Source organism: Thermoactinomyces sp. CICC 23799 (assembly GCF_016055145.1).
Classification (GTDB): Bacteria; Bacillota; Bacilli; order Thermoactinomycetales; family Thermoactinomycetaceae; genus Thermoactinomyces; species Thermoactinomyces intermedius.
In genome coordinates this window covers 1-24253 of record NZ_JAECVV010000008.1, presented here as the reverse complement: position 1 = coordinate 24253, position 24253 = coordinate 1, and the positions used below count along the sequence as shown (strand labels likewise).

Genomic DNA, 24253 nt, shown 5'->3' with positions numbered 1-24253 from the left:
CCTCTGCACTTCGCTTTCGCTAGCATTCGGGAATATCATTGTAACATACGAGCCTGCCGGATCATCAAATCCCATTTCCCACCAATTCTTACTCAGACCCTCGTTTTTTTTCTTTATCAAAAGCCATTTTCGACCGTTGCAACAGTTCTTCCAACTCATTGACAAAAACGTTGATATCTTTAAACTGCCGGTAGACAGAGGCAAACCGCACATACGAAACTTCATCAATGTCAACCAGCCGCTCCATCACCATTTCACCGATTTCCTTGGACGGGACTTCTGCCGCTCCGCATTGCCGCAACTTTCTTTCAATATCCACGACAAGGTCTTCCAGCCTGGCCAGCGGAACCGGCCTTTTTTCGCAGGCACGAATCAGGCCGCGAAGCAGCTTTTCACGGCTGAATTCTTCGCGGCTCCCGTCTTTTTTGATCACGATGAGTGGTTGTTCTTCAATCATTTCAAAAGTGGTGAAGCGCTGTTCGCACTTTTCGCATTCCCTGCGCCGGCGAATCGCCCTTCCTTCATGAACCGGGCGGGAGTCCAGGACACGGCTGCCATGATTTCCGCAAAACGGGCATCTCAAGTTTCATCATCTCCTCCTGACTTCGTCTGCTTTTGCGTCTGTGTGCGAACCACCCTTATCCTGAGCACAAATGTCATATTTCCATTTTAAATATTTGTTGACAGGTTTCAACCCATATTTTGTCACCGGTTGGACTCACTTCTGTTCCAACAAGGCTTCGATTTCGGGTGCAATCTTTTTGGGTGAGGTGGTCGGGGCAAAGCGTTTGACCACATTTCCTTGCCGGTCAACCAGGAATTTGGTGAAGTTCCATTTGATCTCTTTGTTCAACAATCCTTGTGCCGATTGGGTCAGGTATTTGAAAAGCGGATGTTGATTTTCCCCCTTCACATCCACTTTTTGAAACAAGGGAAAGGTGACACGGTAGTTGATTTCGCAAAAATTACGGATTTCTTCGTCCGTTCCCGGTTCCTGGTTCCCAAATTGGTTGCACGGAAAGCCCAGCACATAGAACCCGCGGCCGTGATATTTTTCATACAGTTCTTGCAAATCTTTGAATTGCGGGGCAAATCCGCACCGGGTCGCCGTATTGACGATCAACAGGACGTTCCCTTCATATTCTTTCAGAGATTGTTCCTCCCCTTGATTGGTGACAACGGTATATTCGTAAACACTCATGGTTCAACCTTCCTTTCATGGTATGTCACAGCTTCAGCGGTGTCCACCAGGCTTTGTAAGCTGTTACAATTTTATTTTCTCAAATGAGAAAAACCTTAAATAGAGAACATACATTCCATTTGTTTCATTAAATAAACAATCCGGTGAAACATCCGGTCAAAGCTCCCTATAAAAGGAAAAAGCTTGCAGAATCATTTTCCGCAAGCTTTTCATCCCGTCACACCGTCACTTTCGTCTTCATTTTTTCCCCGACATATTTGGCCAGGTCGACGACTCGGCAGGAATAACCCCACTCATTGTCATACCAGGCAAGGATTTTTACTTGCCGGTTGCCCATGACCATGGTCGACAAGGCATCCACGATGGATGAATGTTCGTTTCCGTTGAAATCGGAAGAAACCAGCGGCGCTTCACAAACATCCAAAATCCCTTTGAAACGGGTTTGGGCTGCATGTTTCAACGCTTGATTGACCTCTTCTTTGGTCACCGGTTTTTCCGTGTCCACCACCAAATCAATGACCGAAACGTTCGGTGTGGGAACCCGCAGGGCAAATCCGTTCAACTTCCCTTGCAGTTCGGGAATCACCAATCCCAATGCTTTGGCCGCCCCGGTTTTGGTCGGAATGATGGATTGCGCACAAGCGCGGGCCCTGCGCAGATCTTTATGCGGATTATCCAGGTTCTTCTGGTCATTGGTGTAGGCGTGAACCGTGGTCATCAACCCGTGAACAATCCCGAACGATTCGTGCAACACTTTGGCCACCGGTGCCAAGCCGTTGGTGGTGCAGGATGCATTCGAGATGATGTGATGCCGGTCCGGATCGTAATCGCTTTCATTGACTCCCATGACAACCGTGATGTCTTCATCTTTTCCGGGAGCGGTGATCACCACTTTTTTGGCGCCGGCGTTCAAATGTTTTTGCGCCCCTTCGCGATCCCGGAATTTTCCCGTCGCTTCCACCACAATGTCAATATCCAATTCGCGCCAGGGCAACTCTTCGGGGTTGCGGTTGGAAACCAGGCGGACTTCATGTCCGTCGACACAAAGACCGTGATCGGATACCGTCACATCTTTATGATATAATCCGTGAATTGTGTCATACTTAATCAAATGCGCCAAGGTTTCGGCCGGATAACTCGCATTCACGGCAACGACTTCGATTTCCGAAACTTCCATGGCTTTGCGAAAAACCATTCTTCCAATGCGCCCAAATCCGTTAATTGCGATACGAACTGCCATAATGGTATACCCCTTCCCATTTGTCACACTCTAATATTCACTTTCATTATAATAAGTATGTCACATTTTGCAACCAGCAGAAACAAAAAACCTGTTCCCGCAAAGGAACAGGTTTCAAGCCGTATTCATTTTTCTTGTTCCCTTTTGTATTCCTCAAATTCCCCTTGGTACAATTGTTTGTACTTCTCATAATAATAACTGACCCTGGTCACATAATGACGGGTCTCCCCAAAATTCTCCGGAATTTGTGTGACATTTTGCCGTGTGCCGTCCCAAACCCCTTGCTCCAACCATTTGTCGACACGGCCATGCCCGGCATTGTATGCGGCCATGACCGCCACTTTATTTCCGTTATACCGTTTGGTCAAGTAAGCAATATACCAGCTTCCCAATTGGATGTTGATGGCGGGGTCATACACATAATCTTTCAGCGCCGGTGAAAAGTTTCCGTTTTTGATGATAAAATCCGCAGTATCCGGCATAATTTGCATCAAACCCTGTGCCCCGACATGCGATTCCCTTTTTGGTTGAAATTTGGTTTCCACCCGGATAATCGCCATGACCAAAAAGGGATCGGCGTTGGTTTCAATCGCACTGTTAAAAATATATTCTTCGTATTTCAACGGATAGATCATCATGTTAAAAAGCGGGATGGCCACGATGACAAACACCAGCAACAAGATCAAAGCAATCATAATCGTGCGCTTGGGAGGCAGTGCATCCACAGCCGGCTTTACCCACTTTTTGAGATTAGTTGTTTCCATAACTGATCAACCTGTCTTTCCGTCTCTGACAAAGTTCCCCGATTGTCAATCACATAATCGGCATACTTCTTTTTCTCTTCGATATCCATCTGTGCGAGAATCCGTTTTTCCGCTTCCTCTTTGGAAAGTGCGTTTCGTTTCATTAATCGTTCCAATTGAATTTCTTTCGGTGTATATACTAAAATAACGGCTTCCACCCATTGCGTCAAATTCCCTTCAATCAGCAACGGGACATCCCAAATCAACAAATCCGGATCTTTCTCTTTTTTGATTTTTTCCGTTTTGGCACGCATGGAATCCACGATCAACGGATGCAACAACCGATTCAACTTTTCCCGTTCGGCAGGGTTTTGAAAAATTCTTGCTCCCAACCGTTCGCGATTCAGTTTCCCTTCCTCATCCAATATCCCGGGGCCGAACTCCCGGACAATCCGCGCCAACCCTTCGGTTCCCGGCTCAACCACTTCGCGGGCAATTTGGTCGGCATCGATGATTTCGGCTCCCTTTCGGCGAAACATCTCAGAAACCGTGCTTTTCCCGGTTGCGATGCTTCCCGTCAATCCCATCAACAACGTTTTTCACCGCCTTTTCACATGAATCGCATCATTCCGAGCAAAATCAAAATAACCCCCGGCATATAAGCCCAAAAGCGATTTTTTAAATTCTTGGCACAGGAAAACCCGATCCACATCCCCAGCCGTAAAAACAATGCACTCATCAACGCAATCGAAAAGGCCGTGGGAACGGGCGGGACCCCCATCATCGCCGCCCCGATGCCGGCGCCAAAAGCATCCAGGGACAAAGCCGTTCCCAACAAAAACGCTTCGGCGGAAGAAATGGATCCGGAATTATCCATATCTGCCATCACGGGAGTTTTTAACACCTTAACCACCAAGCCAAGCCGTTTGATTTGAAAAGTCCAGGTTTTTATCGATAAACAGGATGGACTCTCTGAACGGATTTCATCCTCATTCGTTTCTTTTAAATTCTTTTCCCCCTGCAAAATGATCCACAAGCCGAGGATGATCAATAAAACGGCTCCGAGTGCCTGTGTAAATACGGGGGAAAACAACGCAGAAATAAATTTCCCCATGCACATCCCCATGTAAAGCACGGCGCCGGAACATCCGGCAATGATGACGGTGGATACCAGGGGGATACGAATTTTTCTCAACCCGTAGGTTGTGCCCACTCCAAAACTGTCCAAACTGACGGCAAAAGCCAGCCCGATGATCAACCAACCATGCAACATCACTGATCCCCCTCATAAGATAGGCATTTGTTACCCCTATCTTATGAAGGAACGATCCATGAGGTCACCGTTGGCAATGAGAACACACGTGCGTTCCCCGTCCGGCCACAACCAACCGTTCAATCGGCCTTCCGCATTTGAGACAAGGTTCGTGTTTCCGGCCATAAACCTGGATTTTCATCTGGAACATTCCCATTTCGCCTTCCCCGTTCAAATAAGAACGGACAGAAGACCCTCCCAGTTCAATGGCTTCTTTCAGGGTTTGTTGAATGCTGTGGTACAATCGTTCCACTTCTTCTTCCTTTAATGACGAAGCCGTCCGGGTCGGATGAATCCCCGCCCGGAACAAAGATTCGTCCACATAGATATTTCCAAGCCCCGCGATATATTCCTGATTTAAAAGAACCGCTTTGATATTGCTTTTCCGTTTGGCGAGTAACGCCTGAAACCAGGGAAGCTGAAACGCATCCGTAAGCGGCTCCGGCCCCAGTTTCTTCAGCGGCAACTGCTCATCTTCTTCCCCGTATGCAAACAAGTGCATGGTGCCAAATTGCCGCACATCGCGATAGCGAAGCTCGGTGCCGTCCGTAAAGTGAAAAATGACATGAGTGTGCTTCTCGCAAGGCTCCCCTTGTTCCGCCAGACGATACTTTCCTTCCATACGCAGATGGGAAACCAGCACCAGCGGATCGCAGACGATTTTCAAAAACTTTCCCCGCCGGCCGATCCCGGAGATGGTTGTCCCGGCCAACATACTCCGAAAGGCCTCTGTGTCATCCGGACGTTTGATGATTCTGGGCAAGCGGATCGTCACATCTTCGATCTCTTTGCCGACGACCAATTTTTGCAAAGTTTTTCTGACTGTTTCAACCTCAGGTAATTCCGGCAATCGTTTCTCCTCCTATTTTGCTTCGTACCAATTGCTCCCGACACTCACTTGCACTTTCAGCGGCACCGATAACCGGACGGCTTGTTCCATCGTATTCCGAACCAATGCTTTCATGACCGTCAACTCTTCTTCGGGGACTTCAAAGATCAATTCGTCATGCACTTGCAAAAGCAACCGGCTTTTCAACCCTTTTTCGCGCATCAACCGGTCCACTTTCACCATCGCATGCTTGATAATATCCGCCGCCGTTCCCTGAATCGGTGTGTTCATGGCCGTCCGTTCGGCAAAACTCCGTTCCCCGAAGTTGCGGGCATTGATTTTGGGCAAATACCGGCGCCGGCCCAACATGGTGGTGACATAACCTTCTTTTTTGGCCTTTTCAATCGTGCTGTCCATATACTGTTTGACACCGGGATACGTTTCAAAATAACGCTCAATAAACAACTTGGCCTCTTTTTGCGGAATATCCAGCCCTTGAGCCAGGCCGTAACCGCTGATACCGTACACAATGCCGAAGTTGACGGCTTTGGCTTGCCTGCGCATTTGATCCGTCACTTCATCTTCCCCGACACCGAAAACATCCATGGCGGTTTGGGCGTGCACATCTTTATCTTCTTTGAATGCTTTTTGCAAATTTTGGTCTTCGGACAGATGGGCCAGGATTCTCAGTTCAATCTGGGAATAATCCGCAGACAGCATGTACCACCCTTCCTGAGAAGGGACAAAGACTTGGCGGATTTTTCGGCCTTCCTCCATCCGGATCGGGATGTTTTGCAGGTTCGGCTCCGTCGAACTCAACCGGCCGGTGGCCGTGACCGTTTGTTGAAATTGGGTGTGGATTTTTCCATCCGGCCCAATCTCTTTTTTTAATCCTTCTATATAAGTAGAATACAATTTTCCAACCTGGCGATAATGTAAAATTTTCTCGACAATTTCATGTTGCGGGGCCAATTTTTCCAGAACATCCGCACTGGTGGAGTAACCCGTTTTGGTTTTTTTGATCACGGGCAGCCCCAATTTTTCAAACAAGATTTCCCCCAGCTGCTTGGGAGAATTGATATTAAACGGCACTCCGGCAATGTCATGGATTTCTTCCTGCAACCGGTCCATCGACGCCTTCAATTCCCGGCCCAGCTCATCCAACCGTTCATGGTCCACCCGGACACCCCTTTGTTCCATGCCGGACAAAATGGAGGAAAGCGGCAGTTCCATTTCATACATGAGCGCATCCATTCCGACTTCTTGCACTTGTTCTTTCAGCACCGGGGTGAGCTGGTGAACAAACCGGGCTTTCCGCGAAAGATGTTCTGCCAGCTCATCCCCTACCAATTGACGGCGTTTGGCCCCTTTTCCATACACCTCTTCATCCGACGGCAAATAACCTTCCCCCCGTCGCTCCACGATCTCAGACAAAGCCGGATGCGAATCAGACGGATCCAGCAAATAAGCCGCCAACAGCACATCAAAAGCCATCCCGTCCACCTGAAGTCCGGCATGTTGTTGAAAGGCGGTTTGAATCGTTTTGGCATCGTAGACAAATTTCGTCTTTTTTGAATCGGAAAGCCAATCGCGAACCATTTGATTTTCCCTCACCAACCCGGCCGGCAAAACCAGCTGGGTTTCACCGTCGGAAACCGCCATGGCCAGAAATTCCCCTTTGATCGGATGCGGTTCGGTCATTTCAACCACGAGCGCCTTATCCCCTTTGGAAAAAAAGGACTCCCACGGGCCAAGCGCTTCACCGGTTTCAATCCGGTGATAAGAAATGCTTTTCAAATCCCGGTCATCCTTCCGTCCTTCTTGCGGGGACAAGCGGGAAAGCAACGTGTTAAACGACAGCTTCTTAAATAACGAAACGATTTTTTCTTCATCCCGCTCTTTCAAAGCCAGATCATCCAATTCCAGGGACAAGGGAACATCGGTAAAGATGGTGGCCAGCTTCTTGCTCAACAGCGCCTGCGCTTGATGTTCTTTCACTTTTTCGCGCAATTTTTTCCCCGGCAACTCATCGGCGTGTTCGATCACTTCTTCCACCGACGGATAGAGACGGAGCAATTTGAGAGCTGTCTTTTCCCCGACCCCCGGAATTCCAGGGATATTGTCCGAAGTATCCCCCATCAAGCCTTTGAGGTCGATGATTTGTTCCGGTTTTAATCCGTATTTCTCGTCGATCGCCTTTCTGTCATAGTGCTCCACTTCCGTGATGCCTTTTCGGGTCAACAACACATGCACCCGGTCATTCACCAATTGCAGCAAATCTTTATCCCCGCTGACAATCCGGATATCCAGGTCTTTGCGGTCACACGTTTTGGAAAGCGTCCCGATAATGTCATCCGCTTCATAGCCGCTTTCTTCAAAGTAAGGAATTTGAAAAGCATCCAAAACCTCTTTGATGAGGGGAAATTGCTCCCTCAGCTCGTTCGGCGTTTCTTTTCGCGTTCCCTTGTATTCCTGAAAATCTTTGTGCCGGAATGTGGTTTTCCCGGCATCAAACGCCACCAGCATGTGGGTCGGCTTTTCGTCTTCCAGGATTTTCATGAGCATCATGGTAAAACCGTACACCGCATTGGTATATTGCCCGCTGGCATTGGATAAAAGCGGCAACGCATAGTAAGCCCGGTACGCGATGCTGTTGCCGTCGATCAAAATCAATTTATCCACGCTATCTTCACACCTTTTCCCATCACGTTTTCAAACATAAACCTATTGTAACATGTCCAAAATTCCTCCTTCCAGTCAATTGGTAACAATATGCGAACAAACGATCTGGATCTGCGCCTTTTGGGAAAGGATTCCAAAAAAAAGAAGGGGCAGCAACACCCCTTTCCGTTTGTTTGTCTGGTTTTCCCCTTTTGTCCACTGCTCTCTCCCGTCAATGCTTCCGGGCTGAACGGTTCCGGCCGCTTTCATACCGCCGGGTTTTTGCCCGTTGTTTCCCGGATGATCAATTCCGGGTTATACAAAATGCGTTGGCTTTGAAACCGGCCCGTTTGGATTTTGTCGATCAACAAATCCACCGCCGAATTTCCCAGTTCGGAGATCGGTTGGGCCACCGTGGTCAGGCGCGGGTAGGTGGCCCTTGCCAGAATGGTGTCATCAAAGCCGACCAAAGACAGCTGACCGGGAATGGGGATTCCTTTTTCTTTGGCCCCCAAAATCACGCCGATGGCCAACTGGTCATTGCAGGCAAAAATGGCGGTCGGCGGATCCGGCAGGCGGAAGAAGTCGGCCAAGGCTTTCATCCCGTTGGGAATCGAACCCCTGGTTTTGATCATATACTCCGGTTTCGGTTCAATGCCGTAAGTTTTAAGGGCTTGCAAATATCCTTCCGTCCGTTTCACGCTAGAAAGGGCCCATTGCTCACTGATGATGGCAATTTTGCAGTGCCCGTTTTGTAAATGGTGAATGGTTGCTTCATAGCCGCCTTTAAAGTCATCCACAATCACTTTCGGTGCATCGATGGACGGGTCGTCCTGCGTCAGCAACACCACCGGCAGCCGGTTTTGGATCAATTCGGCCAGGATGTTTTTATTTTGGAAGGTGGAACCGATGATAAAACCGTCGATCAGTTTGTTTTGTAACAGTTCCACATACTTCTTTTCCTTTTCTTCATTTTCACCGGTACTGCACAAAATCACACTGTAGCCCCGTTCATGCGCCCGGTTTTCGATGATTCCGGCAATTTCCGAGAAAAAGGGATTGGATATATCCGGCACCAACAACCCCACGGTTTTCGTCCCTTTTCCCATGAGCGCCGAAGCCATGATGTTCGGATGATAATTCAACTCTTCCATCGCTTTTTGGACCCGTCTTTTTGTTGAATCGCGCATATTGCCGGTTTGGTTGTTGATCACTTTTGAAACCGTTGCAATGGAAACGCCGGCTCTTTTCGCCACATCATAAATGGTTACTTTCATGTCCTTTGCCCCACTTCAAATCTTCACAATCTCTTTTGGATATAAGATATCATAATTTTTCAAAGACATGGCTGTATTTTTGCCGTGATCTTTTCCCTTTCCCGGCCGGATCCAGGAAGCTTTATTTCCCGGCGGGTGCAATGGATTTCATCCGAACCAAAGAAGCTGTTTCAAACGATTTTTTGCAAGCATAACCAAGCAAAGTGGGCTTGATGCCATCCTGAACGCGAACGGGCGGCCGGCGATGTTCCAAAATGCACCGGATAAATTCTTCCGCCTCGCTCAGATAAGCTTGTTCAAACCGCTCCAAAAATCCGTCGACGCATTGTTTCACCACACCGGTTTCGTTAAAAATCATCACCTGATTTTTCTCCGGCACCGTACCGATCCGGAGAGATCCCTTGGTGCCGATGATTTCGGTTTCAATATGATAGCCGTGTGCACAGTTACGGCCGGCCACAAAAATGCCCATCCGGTTGCCGGAAAAGCGCACCATCGCTGCTCCCGTTTCCGCATCACCCAATCCGGCGAATTCAGGCCGTGCATAACTCCCCCCGATGGCCCAGACTTCTTCCGGCTCCGCATTCAAAAACCAGCAAGCCAGATCAAAATCATGAACGGCCATATCCAAAAAGAGGCCCCCGCTGTCATGATTTTTGGCGTACTTCAAAAAGCTGTCCATCTGTCCGGCCGGATCCAACCCGTAACAACGAATCAAAACCGGATCCCCAATCTCCCCTCTGTCCATCATTTTTTTCGCATCGGAATAAGATCGGTCAAAGCGCCGCATAAATCCCGGCATGAAGACCTGATCCGGATACCGGGAAACGGCTTTTTCCACTCTTTCGGCTTCCGCCGGAGACAGGCCGATCGGCTTTTCGCTGAATACGTGGAACCCGGCTTTCAGGGCCTTTTCGATCTGTTCACAATGAAACGCCGACGGGGAAGCGATAAAGACCGCTTCCATTTCCCGGTTTCCGAGCATTTCATCATAATCCGTATAGCCATAAGGAATGCCCCATTTTTCTTGCACTTCTTTCACTTCTTCTTCCACAACGCTGCAAACCGCGATCAGTTCGCAACCGGGTATCCGGAAGGCCAGATTTTTCGCATGATGGTAACCCAGCCGGCCAAGCCCCACGATCCCGACTTTCACTTTTCTTTTCTTCATGATGCATTCCCGCTTTCGAAATGGTTTTTTCCATACCGGTCGCCCTCCACTTACAGACCGGTTTTTTGTTTGATGAACTTCCGGGCTTTCAGCGCATATTCCAACGGATTGGCTTTGGACGGATCCTGTTCGGCTCCCACAAGCAGCCAGCCCCGGTAGTTTGATTCAGACAATATATTGAAAATATCCGTAAAATCAATGCCGCCGTCGCCCGGCACGGTAAACACCCCTTCGCGGACCCCGTCCAGGAAGCTTAATTTTTCTGCTTTTACTTTGGCTGCAATCGGATCCCGGACATCCTTCAAATGGACATGTTTAATCCGGGGCAAATACCGTTTCAACACTTCGACCGGATCTTCGCCGGAAAGATACAGATGTCCGGTATCATAGAGAAGGAACACCCGGTTTTGATCGGTCATGCTCATCAACCGGTCGATTTCCTCTGTGGTTTGCACCCCTGTCCCCATGTGGGGATGATACACCATTTTCATTCCCTTTTCCCGGGCCAGCCGGCCAAGGCGGTTAAGTCCCTCAGCCAGCCTGTCCCATTCTTCATCGGTAAAACGGGGTTTCGCGGCAAAAACAGGTTGCCCGGTCTTTCCCTGCACGCTGTGCCCCTGTTCGGAAACCACGATGACTTCGGCTCCCATTTCATACAAAAAATCACGGTGTTGGATAAACGCTTTTTCCGTCCGTTCATATGGCGCTGTGGTCAGATAAGCGCTGAACCAGGCTCCGGCAATTTCCAAATTCCTCAGCCCGAGCATTTTTTTCAGCAATGTGGTGTCGCGCGGATACTTATGTCCCACTTCGGTGCCCGCAAAGCCTGCCAACGCCATTTAACTGATACATTGTTCAAACGTGTTTTCCCGGCCGAGGTCCGGCATGTCATCATTGCTCCATCCGATGGGGGAAATCCCCAGTTTCACCGCGTCATTCTCAAACATCATAAATCCCTCCCGCGATGTCCGTCCATGCCCGGTCTCTTCAGTACTTTCTGGCCTTTTCCAACTCACTCAGGCGCTCCTGATAAGCTTTTTGGACGGATTCTTTTTTTGACACCTCGGCCACTCCGACATGCCACCAACTGCCATAACCCTTTGTCATGGTTTTGGGAAGTACCTTCACATCGATCAAGGTGGATACGCTTTGACGCTTGGAATCTTCCAGCGCCTGTTCCAAATCTTCCATGGTCCGCACCGTGTAGGTAACCGCGCCGTACGCCTCGGCATTTTTGGCAAAATCCACGTTCATGACAGGCCCGTCCAGCCGTTTCGATTTTTGGTCCCGCAAACGGAATTCCGTCAAAAAACTCCCCATCCCGTTGCTCATTTGCAGATTGTTAATGCAGCCAAAACCCGCATTGTCAAACAGGATGACATTGATTTTGAGCCCTTCTTGTATACTGGTGATCAATTCGGAATGGAGCATCATGTAACTTCCGTCGCCAACCATGGCATAGACTTCCTGATCCGGTCTCGCCATTTTCACTCCCAAAGCGGCAGCAATTTCATACCCCATGCATGAATAACCGTACTCCATGTGGTAAGTATCCGGCCGGGTGCTGACCCACATGCGTTGCAGATCCCCGGGCAAGCTGCCGGATGCACCGACCACGATCGCATCCTCATCGATCCGCTCATTCACTTTTCCCAACACGGCCGTCTGTGTCAAACCCGATTGAAAAGCTTCTTCGTATTCAGACAGCTTGTCATCCAGATGGCCTGAAATTTCCGGCCGGTAGTTTTCGGCATGAGAATCGGTCGACCAAAGACGTTGAAGCTCCTTCTCCCAATCTTTTTTCGCCTGTTCGATTTCCCCCTCGTAACCGGATTGATAACCGGCTTTTTCCAGTGTAATCCGAAGCTCTTCCAGCCCGGCCTTTGCATCCGCCACCATTTTGACGGCATCCAGTTTGGACGCATGAAAATCTGAAATGTTGAGGGTGACAAAATCAACGTGGCGGTTTTGGAACAGCTGTTTGGAGCCCGTTGTAAAATCGGTGAAACGGGTTCCCACCCCGATCACTAGGTCGGCCTCTTTAGCAATGCGGTTGGCCGCCAGGTTTCCCGTGACACCGATCCCTCCCAGATTGAGCGGGTGGGTGGACGGCAAGGCACTTTTTCCGGCCTGTGTCTCGGCAAAGGGAATGCGAAACGCCCGGGCGAACCGGTCCAGCGACTCACCGGCATCGGAGTACCGGACCCCGCCGCCGCAAATGATCAACGGCTTTTTCTTGTTTTTGAACAATGCCACGACTTGTTTCAATTCCAACTCGTCCGGTTTTCTCCTGATGAAGGTATGAACACGCTTTTTGAAAAAAGATTCCGGATAGTCATAAGCCTCAGCTTGGACATCCTGCGGCAAAGCAATCGTCACCGCCCCGGTTTCCGCCGGATCCGTCAACACACGGACTGCATGGAGCATGGCGGTCATCAGCTGCTCGGGCCGGGTCACCCGGTCCCAGTACTTGCTGACGGGGCGAAAAGCGTCATTGGTCGTCAAACCGGCATTATAAGGCTGCTCGATCTGCTGCAGGACCGGATCCGGTTGGCGGGTGGCAAAGGTGTCACCGGGCAAAAGAAGAAGCGGGATGTTGTTGGCGGTGGCCGTTGCCGCGGCCGTCACCATATTAGCCGACCCCGGCCCCACCGATGAAGTACAGGCGATTAACTTTCTGCGGCGGTTTTGTTTCGCAAACCCGATGGCCGCATGGGCCATTCCTTGCTCATTTCTGCCCTGGTAAACTTTTAAATCCCCCGGATCCTGTTCGAGGGCTTGTCCCAAACCGAGTACGTTTCCGTGACCAAAAATGGTGAAAATCCCGTGAAACAATTTCTCCTCTTTTCCATCCACCATCACATATTGACTGTTCAGGAATTTAACCAACGCTTGTGCCGTGGTCAGTCTCATTTTCTCTCCCCCCTGATTGCCGTTACTTGCGTATGGATCAGACCCAACGGCTGGTCACCACTTTTTTGCGGGTATAAAATTCCACACTGTCTTTCCCGTTGGCATGCAGATCCCCGTAAAAAGAATCTTTCCAACCGGAAAACGGGAAAAACGCCATCGGAGCCGGAACGCCGATATTGACGCCGAGCATCCCGGCATCAATCGATTCGCGAAATTTGCGCACGGCGCCGCCATCCCGGGTGTAAAGGCAAGCCCCGTTGGCAAAGCGCGACCGGTTGGCGATTTTTATGGCTTCATCCAAGTCGTGGACACGGACAATGGAAAGCACCGGGGCAAAAATTTCTTCTTTCCAGATCTTCATGTCTGTACGGACGTGGTCAAAAATGGTGGGCCCCAAAAAATAACCTTTTTCCCGGGCCTTTGGATCTTTCCGCCCGTCGCGGATCAATTTGGCCCCTTCTTTTTCACCTGCTTCAATGTATTTCAGTGTCCGTTCTTTGTGTTGTTCACGAATGACCGGCCCCAGGAAACTGTTCTCATCCATCCCGTTTCCGATCTTGATGTCGTCCGCCTTTTGCACCAGTTTTTGAATCAATTCGTCCGCAACCGCCTCTTCCACCGCCACCACGGCTGCCGCCATGCATCGTTCCCCGGCCGAACCAAATGCGGCATTGATAATCTGCGTGGCGGCATTTTCCAGGTCGGCATCTTTTAAAACGATCGAGTGGTTTTTGGCGCCGGCCAGCGCCTGAACCCGTTTTAAATTGGCTGTCCCCCGTTTGTAAACATATTCAGCCACCGGTTGGGAACCCACGAAGGAAATGCGGGGAACATCGGGATGATCCAGCAAGCCGTTAACCACCTCATGTGCCCCGTGCACAACATTGAGAACGCCTTTGGGCACCCCCGCTTCTTCCGCCAGTTCCACCAGACGGTTGGCGGTAAGCGGCGTCCGCTCGGACGGCTTTAAAATAAAGGTGTTGCCGAGTGCAATGGCGATCGGAAACATCCAGCACGGAACCATCATCGGAAAATTGAAGGGCGTGATCCCCCCGATCACCCCGACCGGATAACGATACACCGACGATTCCAGTTCACTGGCAATGGTGGCGAGATTTTCGCCCATCATCAGGGAAGGAGCTCCCGCGGCAAACTCGACATTCTCCATCCCCCGCTGCACTTCCCCTTTGGCTTCGCGCAAATTTTTCCCGTTTTCCATCGTGATCAAGGCCGCCAACTCATCCGCATGATCGGCGATCAATTGCTGGTATTTGAACAGGATGCGGGCCCGTTTTGGGACGGCAACGTTTTTCCAGGTTTCAAAGGCCTGTTTTGCCGCTTTCACTGCCCGATCAACTTCTTCCCGGGTGGAAAGAGGAACATACGCAATGACTTCCCCCGTGGCCGGATTGAAAACGGCTTCCTGTTTTCCCGAACCGGATTCCACCCATTCTCCATTGATATAGTTTTTCAATGTGCTCACCACAGTATTTGCCATATGAAAACCTCCAGTAAAATATGAAAATACTTCATCAGATACGACCCTTTGCCGGATCAATCATCCAGCTTTTCCGCCGTCCGGAGAAACGCATCCAACTCTTCCTTCGTCGGCATGGCTTCCGAACAGCTGTGCCGGGATATGACAATCGATGCCGAAGCGCTCCCGTACTCCATCGCCTCCGGAAGATCCCATCCGTTCAACAGGCCGTAGATCAAGGCCGCTGCATAACTGTCCCCTGCACCGAACGTTTTGAGCACTTTGGTTTTAAAAATTCCTCCCGTATGTGAATGGCCGTCTTTTGTATAAGCAACGGATCCCTTGGAGCCGTGTTTGATGACCACGATTTTGGCATGATAATCAAACCACTTGCGGGCGGTGTCTTGATCCGTTTTTTTCTCTTTGGCGAATGATTCCATGATGTCAAACTCGTCCCGGGTGCCGATGATGACATCACTTTTTTCCGTCGCCAAATGATAATAAATCGCCGTCTCTTGTTCCGAATTCCAGGTATACGGCCGGTAGTCCAGGTCAAAAAAGACGATCACCCCGTGTTTGCGGGCATAATGCAATGCGATAAACACCGCCTCACGCGACGGGCTTGCGGCAAGGGCCGTGCCGGAAATGAGCATCGCTTTGGCACTTCGGATATAATCTTCCGATATTTCCGACGGTTCCAGTTTCAAATCCGCAACATTATCCCGGTACATCAAAATGCTGCAGTCTTGCGGGCTTTTGATTTCTGTAAACGTCAGGCCGGTCACCGCCCCCGTCTTGTCCACAACGACACCGGAAGTATCCAGATTTTTCTCTTTCAAAAAACGAACGATGAACCTTCCCATCTGGTCATTGGAAACTTTTCCGACAAACCCGACATTCAATCCCAATTGCGCCGCGCCGATTGCAATATTTGCCGGCGAACCGCCCACATACTTGGTAAAAGACCGGACATTTTCCATCGGTTGATTGATCTGGTCCGAATTCAAGTCGATGGCCAGCCTGCCAACAGCAATCAGATCCAAGGGACGGCCGGCTTTGAAATCCAACTGATCCACATCGATCCCCCTGACCTCGCGATTTTGAAAAAAGCAGACTTGCATCCGCAAACTGTTATTTAAGCGCTTAACTTTTGAAAAATAATGATTTCCCTCTTTAAAACTTCTCAAACAACCACTCATGTTCCGGAGCATTTTTAAATTTCCAGGTCCGGACCGGTCCGGCCATCACGTTGAGGTAATAAGACTCATACCCCGGCACCGTTGTGACCGGATGGTAACCCTCCGGCACCAGAACCACATCCCCGTTTTCGATGCACATCGTTTCATCCAGCGAACGGTCGTCATTATAAACCCGCTGAAAGGCAAACCCATTTTCCGGATGAATTTTGTGATAATAGGTTTCCTCCAAGTATGATTCATGCGGAAGATTTTCCGTATCATGTTTATGCGGCGGATAACTTGAAGTGTTGCCGTCCGGGGTGAACACTTCCACCACAAGCAAGCTGTCCGCCTCCCGGTCCTCCGGAAGAATGTCATGAATTTGGCGGAACATCTTTCCGGATCCCCGGTTGGACTGCCTGACCTCTTCCGGGGCAATCAGCCTGGCCGGGAAAGTTCCCTTTCCGGGAGCCGAGCACACCGCCAATTCCAAATCCGTCAATGCTTCCACCTGATAGTGGTCTCCACTGGGAACATAAACAGAATAAGGCGGGATTTTTTCAAAAACACTCATCCGTTTGCCGATGCCCTGAAATTCCTTTTGCCCGGTTTTCACATTGGCTTTTCCTGACAACAACACCAGGCAAACTTCATGGGTGCCGGTTTTTCTTTTCAGCCGGTCCCCTTTTTTTAACCGATAAACCTCCAGTCCCACATACTTCCACCCTGCCGATTCCGGTGACACACAATGGATCCTGCCCTGTTGATCCGGATCATGGGGTTTCAGCAGCAAATGAGACACGATTTCCCCTCCTTTATAACAAATTAAAGCGCTTAACCTATTCTAAATAGAGTATATCGCATCCGTACTTTTTACACAATGATGAAAATACAGGATATATTCAGAAAAAAATCACTCATCCAATCCTCGCACTTTGACAGGTTTTCCGCTTTTAAGCGATGCTGTTGCAGCCTCGGCGATACGTTGGGCCATGATTCCATCTTTAAATGTGGTTTGAATGTCGCTGTCGTTTTCAATCGCCCGGATGAATTCTTTGACTTCCCGGTCAAAGGCTTCGTTGTACCTCTCCAAGAAAAAGTGAAGCAGATTGTCACTTTTTATCCCTTCCTCCGACCAACATTCCACTTTGGATTCCGTCTCGTTGTTCACATGTACCGCCCCTTTGGAGCCAAAAGCTTCCAGCCTCTGGTCATATCCATAAACCGCCCGGCGGCTGTTGTCAATCACGCCCATGGCCCCGTTTGCAAATTTCAACGTGATGACGGCGGTGTCCACATCCCCCCATTCGGCCAGTTTTGGATTGACCAAGGCCGCTCCATGCACAAAAACTTCTTCCACTTCCGTGCCGGAAATAAAGCGGGCCATATCAAAGTCATGGATGGTCATATCCATAAAGATGCCCCCGGAACGCGATACATAATCCAAAGAAGGTGGATTGGGATCTCTGGAGGTGATTTTCAAAACATGCAAATCACCGATGACTTTCTTTTCCACCCATTGCTTTACCTTGCGAAAGTTCCTGTCATACCGCCGGTTAAATCCCAGCTGAAATTTCACTCCCGCGGATTTCACCGCTTCATAAACCTCCAATGTTTCCTGATCGGAAAAACTGACGGGTTTCTCGCAAAAAATGTGTTTGCCCGCACCGGCAGCTTCTTTGATGATTTCAGCGTGAGTGTCCGTGGAGGAACAGATGAAAACCGCATCCAGTTCCGGATCATGGATCAGTTCTTTATAATTTTTTGTCAATCTTTCTGCCCCGCTTTCCCGGAACCAGTCTTCCAGCTGGTCGGCAAAGAGGTCGGGAACCGTTTTTAACCGGACATTGTCCATCTTTTTCAGATTGCTGACATGCAACTTTCCGATCCGTCCTGCTCCCACCACGCCAACCGTGATTTTTTTGCTCATAAATTATGCAGTCCTCCCTTTTTTATCTCCGGTTCACCCAAGGCCTTACCGGGCCAGTCCCAGCGGTGAAAACACCAAGTATGTCATCAGCACCGCCACCACCGCCAATGCCCCGACCCAACCGGCATGTTTCCATGGCGTCAAATCCACTTTGTGTTTGCCTTCCTGCAGCACAAAATGTTTGTCCGCCGGTTTGATTTTCCCGATCCACCATAAGATCAACACATCGGCCAAAAACAGGACGCTTAAGACATACAAATAATGAATGTGCGACAAAAACAAACTGGCCAAGGCATACGTCACAATATGGAAAGCAAATGTCACTTTCGCTCAGAAAGCGGTTACATTTTTGGAGTAAAACCCCAGGACAATGACCGCCAACAGCGGCATGCTGTACAAGCCGTTAAATTGTTGCACAACGTTATACAATCCGGTGGGCGCAAAAGAAATCAACGGAGCAATGACGATGGCAACCAATCCCACGATGACGGTGACGGCTTTTCCGGCTCTGGCCACTTGTCGATCCGTTGCGTTCGGGTTGAAAACCGGCTTGTAAAAGTCCAATGTAAAAAGGGTTGCCGTGGCATTCAATGCGCCGACAAACGAACTTAAAATCGCCCCGAAGATCACGGCTCCGAAAATCCCGTAGGCCCACCCGGGCAAAACCGCTGCCACCAAACTGGGATAAGCGTCATCCGGGGTGGAAAGGGAATTTCCAAACAAGTTAAATGCGATAATCCCCGGGAAAACAAGGAACAATGCGCCGATGATTTTAAAGAAACCGACATACAAGACCCCTTTTTGTCCTTCTTTGAGGTTTCTTCCGGCAAATGCTTTTTGGACAATCATCTGGTTTGTGCACCAATAAAACAAATTGTTGAAAAACATCCCGAAAAAAAGCGTCGGCCATGGAACAATTTTTGAATCGACTGCGCCGATGGCATTCAACATTTCCGGCGTATTGGTGCGGACCACATGGAATCCGTCCGTGAAACTTCCATTCCCCAGGACGATCAATCCCAACACCGGAATGGACAAGCCCCCGATCAAAAGCCCGACACCATACAAGGAATCGCTGAATGCGCCCAATGATAATCCGCCCATCAAAAGATAGGCCAACCCGATCATCCCGATCATTGCCGAAACCAAAGCAACCGACGCCAAAGCATCGATGCCCAGGGACTGATTCACGCGAAAAATTTTGTTAAACACCAGAGAGCCGGAATACAACACGACAGGCAAAAACGAAATCATATAAGTGAAAATAAACAAGATGGAAACGATTCGTTTGGTGGTGGTGTCATAGCGTTTCTCAATAAAATCGGATACGGTATCCACTCCATACTTCAAATACTTCGGCAAAAAAACCAACGCGAGCAAAACAATCGCAACCGCCGCTGTGACTTCCCAAGCCATGACTTCCATCCCCGCCATGTAACTCTGTCCGTTTTGCCCCACAATCTGCTCCGTGGACAAATTGGTCATGAGAATGGAACCGGCGATGGTGATTCCCGTCAAACTGCGTCCGCCGAGAAAGTACCCTTCGGAGCTGGTATTGTCAACGATGCGGCTTCTCTTGTAGGCAAAAATCCAGATGGCTGCGATGACCAAGATGAAAGACAGAATAGAGAAATAAAACAAGTCGTCTCTCTCCTCTGCTTGTTTTTTGACACAATCTGCAAAAACATCCCCTGAAAAGATCCGTTGTGTGGACAAAAAAACAGAAAACGCTTGATTTACAATAAGTAAAGCGCTTAACTTAAAGACAAAAAAGAAAAGGTTAACCCCATCCGACTCCCTTCGTCCTCTTTATCCCCTCCCTTTCTTTTCTTGCAAACGCTTTCTTACCTTTTAGTATAATTGCAATTATGTTTGAAATCAATGTATTTTTAGATTATTTTGTATCATCAGCTTGACAGTTTCATAAAAAAAGAGAGGGCTTTTCAGCTCTCTCTTTTCCCGCAGCTTGCAGGCTCCCCATCCTCATCCACCTGCCTCACACCTCCTCCAAAATGCCATCCTTTTGACTCCACCCATTCAAGAAAAGCATCCACAAACTCATCCAGATCCACGTTTTGATTTTGGTCATTGGCAAAAACACAACCGTCCACCAGTACTCCGATCTGTTTTTTCTTATCCGTATCCGTCCATCTCCTCCTCGCCAAGTTTATGCTTTTGAAACCGGCGGCTACTCTTTCATCCGCTCACCGGCACCTCTTTCCGCCCTCTTTCTGGGATTCAACACATCCATCAATCGTTGCCTGAGAAGCCTTTGGTTCTTCTCTTTCACTTTGTTTTTGAGCTCAAAAAGATTGGTTTCCTCAGGATCGATCAGTCCGGTTTTCCGGTAGAATTTCTCGATTTCATCGATCGTTCCCTTAATTTCTTCGGAAACCTTGCCAAACGACTCATCGATCTCCTCTTCCAAGACCAACAAGCCCAGATCCATTTTCATGGCAATCACCAGCTGTTCCAAGCTGACTTTCCTTGCTTTGGAAGCTTTCCTGTATTCATGCCACTCCGTGATCTGCTCCAAAGGGACATTTCCATAGTGTCTCCTGCCCATATTGATTTTGCTTGTCACTTCCAAATAGCAACTTGCCGTCCAATTTCCCAACAGGTCCATCACCGTGGGGGAGACGACCAGGTATTTGCTTCTGCAAAACTGGTAAAAATGCTCGATTTCCCTTTTCAAATTTGCCAGTGCATCATGATAAGCCGGCCGGACGGCCGTTCGCTCAAACTCCTGTTCAATCTTCTGCACCTTCTCCCAAATCCGGCTGTATGCCTCAAACTTTTGATCATACACTTTCTGGCTCATGACAGCCGTTTTCGACCGGTTGTAAATATAAAAGGTTGTGACCACCGTGAGCGCTGTCACCAAACTCTGTATCGCTCCTCCATATACCTCCGGACTGTTCAAAGCCTCCGGATCCAGCCCGAGGGATTTGAAAAAATCCTTGGTATGGGGGGAAATAAAAAATTTGAAATTGATGAATAAGAGCACGACAACAAAAGCGGCGATCCCCCATTTCACGGCTCTTTTCCATTTTTGCCTTCTCAAAATCTTCTGCCTCAATTTCCCGTCCATCGGCTCGGGGATGTCTAAAAAAAGCATCATGCATGACCTCCATTCATCGTTGACATGAGACATTATAAACTGCAAAATGTTCCAAAACATCCCCCTTGAACCATTTTTGGGACAACGGGAGCAAAACACAAATGAAAAAACAGGGAACATCACCGTCCCCTGCCTGTCCTTCTTGCTTTTTCCGGTCCCTTCCGGCTTCGAAAAATCCCGCAAAGAGGCCGAAAAAAACTGTTAATTCAAATCCATTTGTTTACCGGTTTCCATATATACAACACTTTCGGCAATATTGGTGGCATGGTCCGCGATTCTTTCCAAGTCGGATGCAATCTTCATCGCCATGAGTATCTTTCTGAGATCGGTGGCCACCGGTTGTTGGGTTGCAATCAGTTTGACCACGGTATCATCGATTTTTTTCCATCTCATCGACATGGTGGTCTTCCCGGATCACTTCTTGCGCCACCGTGACTTCTCTTTACTCAAAAGCCTTGAGCGCTTTGTGAATCGAAATTTCCACCTGCTCCCTCATCTTCAACAACATGGACTCCAGAGAGAAAAGAGTTAAAATAAAAATTCTTCATTCATTCAACTTCGGCTTTGGAAGTCGTGAAAGACTTCAGAGTATTGGCTTTGGAAATCATCAAAAAAGTTTTTTTACTCAATTGCTTTTGTGCAATTGGGACGATTAAAAGGGGAAATCCCCTTCATATATCACGCAAAATATAGCGGAAATGTTCCACTTCATAATCTTTATGCAATCAAGTTCAACAATTCTTCTCTCCTAATTTTCCTATCACTGCCTGCCGGATAATTTTCCAATAGGTATTGTTTTAAACGATCTGCCCATTCTTCTTGGTATCCGTCTACTTTTTTAATTTCTTGTGTAAACGCGTTTATCATTTCATCATCAACAATCTCAATAGAAAGCATAACCACACCATTCCGCCCAGCTATTGGCATCGCCATGGATCACATCCCAAGCACTAATTTCTTAATAATCCATTGAATTGTTCTATTTATAAATCATACGCCTGCTTTCTTCCATATACATAATGGCTTAAGCAGGCGTATTCCCAGCTTAAAGTTTTTTATCAATCCCATAATTAAGATTCAATAAGTGATGCTTTCATTTAAAAATCATTCCCAATCCAGATCATTGGAAAGCTCTCTCGTTTGGTAAAAATACTTCATCGCATGGACTACTTCTTGAAAACCCCCCAGATGAATATCTGCTATATCTGTTGCAATTTGACCTGTAGCTAAAAAAAAGTATTCATCAGGGTCTCCATTTGGGTTAAGCAAGGTATTAAAATCACCATTTTCATCAAAGAACTCAACAATATATACCCTTTGTCCTTTCTCTTCAATAAACTCTCCACCCGCTACTGTCATAAATCCAACATCTTCTATTTTTAGACTTGCTTGACTCACTTTCTTGCCATCCAGACTTTCCAAGACTTTATAAACTTTTTCCCAAGTTGGATTTGAAATTACTTTTGATTTATTTTGAATACTTAATTCATAATTTTTCAATATATACCACCTACCGATGATGTAGGAGGGTATTCAGAATTGAGGAAGGAATGGGCAAAAGGAAAAATAGGAAAACTAGGTACTTCCCGGGAGAAATTTGCTACAAATGGACAAACCTATACTCATGCAGAAGGCGATGTATTTTGGCATTTATATAAGTATAGAAAGAGCAAAAAGATACTAGGTGGGAAAGCCACATTAGTGGTAGACCGTCCATTTTGCGGACCATGTGCAATTCCCCATCCACTTCTTCCCCAAATTTGTACTCCATCCGATTCAAGTACTGCGACGGTATTTCCACTCTTCAATATATCATTTTCTATTAACAAGTTATCCTCTTTTAAAGACGGGATTCCTAATTCTTTTCTTAATTTAGCAACATATTCTAAGCTTAGTTTTCCTTCCGCTTTTCTATATTTTTCTATTGAATTTACCTTCACTATTTTCTGTCCTTTAATAATTGCACCGTTTTTAAGTTTATATCCTTTTCCTTTTAACCCTTCTTTACTTAAATCTGTATATTCTGCTATATGTTTTACATTTTCTCGTCTTTGTTCCAGAGAGAGTGGCTTTGCAGATGAAGAATTTCCACCTGAAGTTACTCCATCTGGAGCATGAAAACAATTAGAAAATGGAATATCAATTAAAGCGTGATATCCCCCCGTTTGCCGAACCGCAACACAATCGCCAACTTTGTTGAAAACATTTTTGACAATCGGGGTTTTGGCCAGTACCGGTTCCAGTGATGCAACGGCTTTATTAATCGCTGGTTGGGCAAAGTGAACCACAGCGACAGAGCCGGCTCCAAATACTCCTGCCAAAATGGGATTTTTCCAATTGATCTTCCGCCCATGTAGGATATCGTCTGCCACACTGGTTCCGGCACCCTCGACGGCTCCGATGGCTCCTCCTTTGCCAAACATTTTCTGGAGAGGTGCCGGCAATTTGGAAACCAGTTTTTGTCCTCCGCGAAGAACAGGACCTAAAACTTTGGAATTCTTGGCACCCATGATCAGTTTTTGCCCGATGCCACTCGCCAATCCCCGGGAAGCTCCTGCCGTGATGCCTCCTCCGATCAATCCCAAGAGGCCGCCAATGGCTGCTTCCAAGAAGGTCATTTTGTTAATTTCCCAACCATTCAGGGCCATACTGATCACAAATGACAAAGCCATACCACTGAGTGCGGCAATCCCTAACGGTGTGGCAAAGATGCACAAGACAATGCCCAAAATCAGGACACCGGCAAACGCTATGTATTCCTTAAATTTGACGATCCAGTCAGTCCCAAACTGCAGACAGTGTATCAATTACGACTTCTGCTATTTTGGAGCAAATTTCAGTAAACCAATCCCAAAAGGCGGCTGCTTTCTCTTTAGTCCATTCCCATGCTCCGGAAATTTTGTCCCCGAACCAATCTCCTGCCTTTGACAATGATTCGGTAACAGAATCGAAAAATCCTTTCTCTTGCTTAACCGGTGTAGGCTGAACGGGTTGTTCCTTCTGAACCGGGGTCTTTTGCTCAAATTGATTAAAATCATCATTGATTTCAGGAACATCAAAACCCCCGTCAGCATGAACAAGGGCATGAACCCAGGAACCTGTTTCCCACCGTGATGATCATAAACAAAAGGAGAAACCGAACAAAATGTTTTCCCATACATTCGACGGGTACGAAAATCCGTAACCCCGTTTCCTCCTTT

General features: G+C 48.1%; 21 protein-coding genes and 2 pseudogenes. All 23 read right to left on the bottom strand.

All coding sequences use genetic code 11. From position 1 onward, the window contains the following. Window positions 1-88: 88 nt before the first annotated feature. Window positions 89-583, bottom strand: a complete 495-nt coding sequence (gene nrdR / locus I8U21_RS11385; protein ID WP_181731990.1) for a transcriptional regulator NrdR — start codon at window positions 581-583, stop codon at window positions 89-91. A gap of 135 nt (window positions 584-718) precedes the next feature. Continuing rightward, a complete protein-coding gene (locus I8U21_RS11380) occupies window positions 719-1201 on the bottom strand; it encodes a glutathione peroxidase (protein ID WP_181731991.1) in 483 nt (160 codons plus the stop codon). Between the two features lie 217 nt (window positions 1202-1418). Next, window positions 1419-2441 (bottom strand): glyceraldehyde-3-phosphate dehydrogenase, encoded by a 1023-nt coding sequence (locus I8U21_RS11375; RefSeq protein WP_181731992.1) that lies wholly within the window; start codon window positions 2439-2441, stop codon window positions 1419-1421. A 125-nt stretch (window positions 2442-2566) separates the two neighbouring features. Then, on the bottom strand, window positions 2567-3205 hold the full coding sequence (locus tag I8U21_RS11370) for a lytic transglycosylase domain-containing protein (RefSeq protein ID WP_181731993.1): 639 nt from the start codon (window positions 3203-3205) through the stop codon (window positions 2567-2569). After that, complete coding sequence (gene coaE, locus I8U21_RS11365) at window positions 3175-3771, bottom strand: dephospho-CoA kinase (protein WP_309544814.1); 597 nt, start codon at window positions 3769-3771, stop codon at window positions 3175-3177. The genes I8U21_RS11370 and coaE overlap by 31 nt, the downstream gene beginning before the upstream one ends. A gap of 23 nt (window positions 3772-3794) precedes the next feature. Next, complete coding sequence (gene ytaF, locus I8U21_RS11360; RefSeq protein WP_232337638.1) at window positions 3795-4457, bottom strand: sporulation membrane protein YtaF; 663 nt, start codon at window positions 4455-4457, stop codon at window positions 3795-3797. A gap of 64 nt (window positions 4458-4521) precedes the next feature. Then, the gene (gene mutM / locus I8U21_RS11355; RefSeq protein ID WP_181731996.1) at window positions 4522-5346 is read right to left on the bottom strand and encodes a DNA-formamidopyrimidine glycosylase; all 825 of its coding nucleotides are present in this window, start codon (window positions 5344-5346) and stop codon (window positions 4522-4524) included. Window positions 5347-5358: 12 nt separating this feature from the next. Further along, window positions 5359-8007 carry a DNA polymerase I gene (gene polA / locus I8U21_RS11350; RefSeq protein WP_181731997.1) on the bottom strand — a complete coding sequence of 883 codons (2649 nt, stop codon included), beginning with the start codon at window positions 8005-8007 and terminating at the stop codon, window positions 5359-5361. Between the two features lie 245 nt (window positions 8008-8252). After that, window positions 8253-9263 carry a LacI family DNA-binding transcriptional regulator gene (locus tag I8U21_RS11345; RefSeq protein ID WP_181731998.1) on the bottom strand — a complete coding sequence of 337 codons (1011 nt, stop codon included), beginning with the start codon at window positions 9261-9263 and terminating at the stop codon, window positions 8253-8255. Window positions 9264-9384: 121 nt separating this feature from the next. Continuing rightward, entirely contained in the window at window positions 9385-10434 is a 1050-nt protein-coding gene (locus I8U21_RS11340) for a Gfo/Idh/MocA family oxidoreductase (RefSeq protein ID WP_049719790.1), read from the bottom strand. Between the two features lie 50 nt (window positions 10435-10484). Beyond that, window positions 10485-11381: pseudogene (gene iolE, locus I8U21_RS11335) on the bottom strand (myo-inosose-2 dehydratase). A 40-nt stretch (window positions 11382-11421) separates the two neighbouring features. Further along, on the bottom strand, window positions 11422-13347 hold the full coding sequence (gene iolD / locus I8U21_RS11330) for a 3D-(3,5/4)-trihydroxycyclohexane-1,2-dione acylhydrolase (decyclizing) (RefSeq protein WP_181732000.1): 1926 nt from the start codon (window positions 13345-13347) through the stop codon (window positions 11422-11424). Between the two features lie 37 nt (window positions 13348-13384). Continuing rightward, complete coding sequence (locus I8U21_RS11325; RefSeq protein ID WP_049719787.1) at window positions 13385-14845, bottom strand: CoA-acylating methylmalonate-semialdehyde dehydrogenase; 1461 nt, start codon at window positions 14843-14845, stop codon at window positions 13385-13387. A 56-nt stretch (window positions 14846-14901) separates the two neighbouring features. Further along, on the bottom strand, window positions 14902-15900 hold the full coding sequence (gene iolC, locus I8U21_RS11320) for a 5-dehydro-2-deoxygluconokinase (RefSeq protein ID WP_181732001.1): 999 nt from the start codon (window positions 15898-15900) through the stop codon (window positions 14902-14904). A gap of 97 nt (window positions 15901-15997) precedes the next feature. Next, a complete protein-coding gene (iolB, locus tag I8U21_RS11315; RefSeq protein ID WP_198053945.1) occupies window positions 15998-16804 on the bottom strand; it encodes a 5-deoxy-glucuronate isomerase in 807 nt (268 codons plus the stop codon). Window positions 16805-16915: 111 nt separating this feature from the next. Continuing rightward, complete coding sequence (gene iolG / locus I8U21_RS11310; RefSeq protein WP_198053944.1) at window positions 16916-17932, bottom strand: inositol 2-dehydrogenase; 1017 nt, start codon at window positions 17930-17932, stop codon at window positions 16916-16918. A gap of 45 nt (window positions 17933-17977) precedes the next feature. Beyond that, window positions 17978-19573, bottom strand: a pseudogene (locus I8U21_RS11305) (solute:sodium symporter family transporter). A gap of 302 nt (window positions 19574-19875) precedes the next feature. After that, window positions 19876-20097 carry a hypothetical protein gene (locus I8U21_RS11300; protein WP_220215022.1) on the bottom strand — a complete coding sequence of 74 codons (222 nt, stop codon included), beginning with the start codon at window positions 20095-20097 and terminating at the stop codon, window positions 19876-19878. Between the two features lie 23 nt (window positions 20098-20120). After that, window positions 20121-21053 (bottom strand): type 2 periplasmic-binding domain-containing protein, encoded by a 933-nt coding sequence (locus I8U21_RS11295; RefSeq protein WP_181732005.1) that lies wholly within the window; start codon window positions 21051-21053, stop codon window positions 20121-20123. 201 nt (window positions 21054-21254) lie between these two features. Further along, window positions 21255-21452 (bottom strand): phosphate signaling complex PhoU family protein, encoded by a 198-nt coding sequence (locus tag I8U21_RS11290; protein ID WP_181732006.1) that lies wholly within the window; start codon window positions 21450-21452, stop codon window positions 21255-21257. Window positions 21453-21770: 318 nt separating this feature from the next. Beyond that, a complete protein-coding gene (locus I8U21_RS11285; RefSeq protein WP_181732007.1) occupies window positions 21771-21986 on the bottom strand; it encodes a hypothetical protein in 216 nt (71 codons plus the stop codon). Window positions 21987-22157: 171 nt separating this feature from the next. Continuing rightward, window positions 22158-22553: a hypothetical protein gene (locus I8U21_RS11280; protein ID WP_198053943.1), complete on the bottom strand. Its 396-nt coding sequence runs from the start codon at window positions 22551-22553 to the stop codon at window positions 22158-22160. Between the two features lie 122 nt (window positions 22554-22675). Next, window positions 22676-23782, bottom strand: coding sequence for a hypothetical protein (locus I8U21_RS11275; protein ID WP_181821648.1), 1107 nt, complete (start codon window positions 23780-23782; stop codon window positions 22676-22678). Window positions 23783-24253: the final 471 nt, after the last annotated feature.

Bases quoted from the DNA above. Each gene is read 5' to 3' on its own strand.
- I8U21_RS11285 (WP_181732007.1), bottom strand. From the start codon at position 21,986: ATGGCGATGCCAATAGCTGGGCGGAATGGTGTGGTTATGCTTTCTATT.
- I8U21_RS11295 (WP_181732005.1), bottom strand. From the start codon at position 21,053: ATGATGCTTTTTTTAGACATCCCCGAGCCGATGGACGGGAAATTGAGG.
- ytaF (WP_232337638.1), bottom strand. From the start codon at position 4,457: ATGTTGCATGGTTGGTTGATCATCGGGCTGGCTTTTGCCGTCAGTTTG.
- iolG (WP_198053944.1), bottom strand. From the start codon at position 17,932: ATGAGCAAAAAAATCACGGTTGGCGTGGTGGGAGCAGGACGGATCGGA.
- I8U21_RS11340 (WP_049719790.1), bottom strand. From the start codon at position 10,434: ATGAAGAAAAGAAAAGTGAAAGTCGGGATCGTGGGGCTTGGCCGGCTG.
- I8U21_RS11370 (WP_181731993.1), bottom strand. From the start codon at position 3,205: ATGGAAACAACTAATCTCAAAAAGTGGGTAAAGCCGGCTGTGGATGCA.
- I8U21_RS11290 (WP_181732006.1), bottom strand. From the start codon at position 21,452: ATGTCGATGAGATGGAAAAAAATCGATGATACCGTGGTCAAACTGATT.
- I8U21_RS11325 (WP_049719787.1), bottom strand. From the start codon at position 14,845: ATGGCAAATACTGTGGTGAGCACATTGAAAAACTATATCAATGGAGAA.
- I8U21_RS11380 (WP_181731991.1), bottom strand. From the start codon at position 1,201: ATGAGTGTTTACGAATATACCGTTGTCACCAATCAAGGGGAGGAACAA.
- I8U21_RS11345 (WP_181731998.1), bottom strand. From the start codon at position 9,263: ATGAAAGTAACCATTTATGATGTGGCGAAAAGAGCCGGCGTTTCCATT.
- coaE (WP_309544814.1), bottom strand. From the start codon at position 3,771: ATGGGATTGACGGGAAGCATCGCAACCGGGAAAAGCACGGTTTCTGAG.
- I8U21_RS11375 (WP_181731992.1), bottom strand. From the start codon at position 2,441: ATGGCAGTTCGTATCGCAATTAACGGATTTGGGCGCATTGGAAGAATG.
- iolD (WP_181732000.1), bottom strand. From the start codon at position 13,347: ATGAGACTGACCACGGCACAAGCGTTGGTTAAATTCCTGAACAGTCAA.